Origin of the sequence: Microcystis sp. M49636_WE2, assembly GCF_030065375.1 — a bacterium.
GTDB lineage: Bacteria > Cyanobacteriota > Cyanobacteriia > Cyanobacteriales > Microcystaceae > Microcystis > Microcystis aeruginosa_C.
The window spans coordinates 1-2,418 of record NZ_JASJFG010000225.1 but is presented as its reverse complement, the minus strand read 5'-3'; the positions used below and the strand labels follow the sequence as shown (position 1 = coordinate 2,418).

The following is a 2,418-nucleotide window of genomic DNA, read 5'->3' as shown; positions in this document are numbered from 1 at the left end:
TCCCTCTCGTCAAATGTTTGCCTGTTTTGCTGAGGCGATTTTATTGGAGTTGGAGGGTTGGCAAACTAATTTTTCCTGGGGACGCAATCAAATTACCGTCCCTAAAATGGAACAAATCGGCGCAGCTTCCCGCAAACACGGTTTTCAACCTTTGTTATTTTAATTCATACCCCCAACCCCCCACGGAATTAGAAGTTTCAGGCGAAAAATAATTAGAGTAAGTGCTTGACTTTAGCGGCGGCTTGGGTTATGCTTGTTTAATAATGGGATGTTTGTGTTTATCGGCAACTGCTCAGATTCCGATTATGAATAAACTCTTTTAAAAATATTATCCCAAAATCTGCCCACAAAAGCAAGCAAAATTTTGCCATCAATTGTTAAGTTTTGTTAAGAAAAAGTCCTAAGAGTGGCAAGGAAGAGAACTCCCTGAACAGATCAGTCCGATCTCCTTGATAGTTTCTCAAGGGTTTTGGGGGAATTATAGAGATGTGGGCCTGATTTTTAGCGCGTTCCCAGGTTCTACCTGAATACTACTTTAAGGCAGAGCCTTCGACTCATTGTTCGCTTAATTTTTTAAGGGAAGGGTTTTAAAATTGCTGTAACCTTTATCCTGTATGCTTTTTAGCGAATAAAGTAAGCAGAAAAGTGCCGAAAATGCGATCGCCAATTGACTCGCTCAAACCCCGATCAATTCGTTAACTTCCAAATGGTCTTTTTGTACTAATAAATATTTGAACTCTGAAAAATTAATTATGCAAGAAATCTAATAATAATTAGGAATGAGTGCTTGACTTTAGCGGCGGCTTGGGTTATGCTTGTTTCATAATGGGATGTTTGTGTTTATTTCTGACTGCTTAGATTCCAATTATGAATAAACTCTTTCAAAAATATTATCCCAAAATCTGCCCACAAAAGCAAGCAAAATTTTGCCATCAATTGTTAAGTTTTGTTAAGAAAAATAACAATAGTGACAAGGGATAGGACTCCCTTCGCTGATCAGAGGGATTTTGGGGTAATTCTAGAAGTGTGGGCCTGATTTTTAGCCTTCCAGCAAAGACGACAAAACCACTAAACCCTATGAAAACTTGGTTAGAAGATCGCGGTATTTTACCCGCTTACGGTGGGGGGGTAATCATTGGCATTACCCTCTGTTTTTTCGGAGCGGCGACCAATACCATGGCGGGATGGTTGTATGCTATCTGTGGCACGACGATCGCTGTTTTAATTTTATCAATAATTCTACCGCGTCGTTCCCTTCTTCCCCTAAAAGTGCGTCGTCTTGCCATTGTACCCGTGAGTGCGGGGGACGATCTTAGTATAAGCCTAGAGATAGAAAATACCAGCAATCAGCCGATAAATCTGCTAGAAGTGACAGATATGCTGCCAATTGTCCTCAATCAGCCAAAAATAACCCCAATAGAAGCGATTGCCCCCAAAAGTTGCCATCGTTTGACCTATTATTTACCCACCAGTAAACGGGGTATTTATCACTGGCAAGAAGTACAATTAAGAACAGCAGCCCCTCTCGGTTTATTTTGGTGTCGTCGTTGTCAGCAAGCAGCGGCTAAAGCTTTAGTTTATCCCCAAATTTTACCCTTACAACAATGTCCCCTAATCGATTCCCTCGGTCAAGAGATGGAACAAAAATTAGAAAATAATCGCTATTATCAAAGGGCTAGTCAAGGACTTACGCGTAACCTGAGACAATATCGCCAGGGTGATTCTACCCGTTTAATTCACTGGAAAACTAGCGCCCGTTTGGGAGAATTTCAAATTCGGGAATTAGAAGTGTTAACGGGAGGACAGGAAGTGATTATCTGTCTCGATACCCTCTGTGATTGGCAAGAAGACAGTTTTGAACGGGCGATTATTGCCGCTGCTTCCCTCTATTTTTATGCCCATCGTCGGCAATTAAATGTGAAACTCTGGACCGGTGAAACGGGTTTAATTCAAGGGGAAAGGGTCATTTTAGAGACTTTAGCTGGTATAGAGGCAAAAGCTCGTCAAAAAAACGCCAATCTGCCTAATTTACCGCTAATTTGGTTGACAAGTAACTTCAATTCCATCGAACAACTCACCCCCGGCAGCCGTTGGTTATTTTTCCTGGCTGCCGATTCTGGGGAGAGTCCTTCACCCTTAATCCGACAGTTTAGCGGATTGGCGATCGAAGCGGAAACTTCTCTACAACAACAATTACAAAAACCCCCTCGTTGAGAAAATTTCTGTTCACAGTCTAGATTGAGAGGAAATTCTCTGGAAAAAAATGCCAGTATCCCGGAAAAAGATGTTATGATAGAAAAGACTCGGACTCATGCGATCGCAACGCCTTAACCTTGTCAGGACCGGAAGGTAGCAGCAATACGGGATGCTTGTGACTGGCGTGATCTCCGGGTCTTTTTGTTGCCTGTGACGGTCGCT

Annotated in this window: 1 protein-coding gene, 1 other RNA gene and 1 pseudogene; all 3 read left to right on the top strand. The window is 42.2% G+C overall.

From position 1 onward, the window contains the following. Nucleotides 1–163, top strand: a pseudogene (locus PX484_RS05175) (long-chain acyl-[acyl-carrier-protein] reductase); the annotation flags it as partial. 914 nt (nt 164–1,077) lie between these two features. Then, nucleotides 1,078–2,214 carry a DUF58 domain-containing protein gene (locus PX484_RS05170; RefSeq protein WP_287767825.1) on the top strand — a complete coding sequence of 379 codons (1,137 nt, stop codon included), beginning with the start codon at nt 1,078–1,080 and terminating at the stop codon, nt 2,212–2,214. An 86-nt stretch (nt 2,215–2,300) separates the two neighbouring features. Continuing rightward, nucleotides 2,301–2,397, top strand: an RNA gene (ffs, locus tag PX484_RS05165) — signal recognition particle sRNA small type. Nucleotides 2,398–2,418 lie beyond the last annotated feature (21 nt).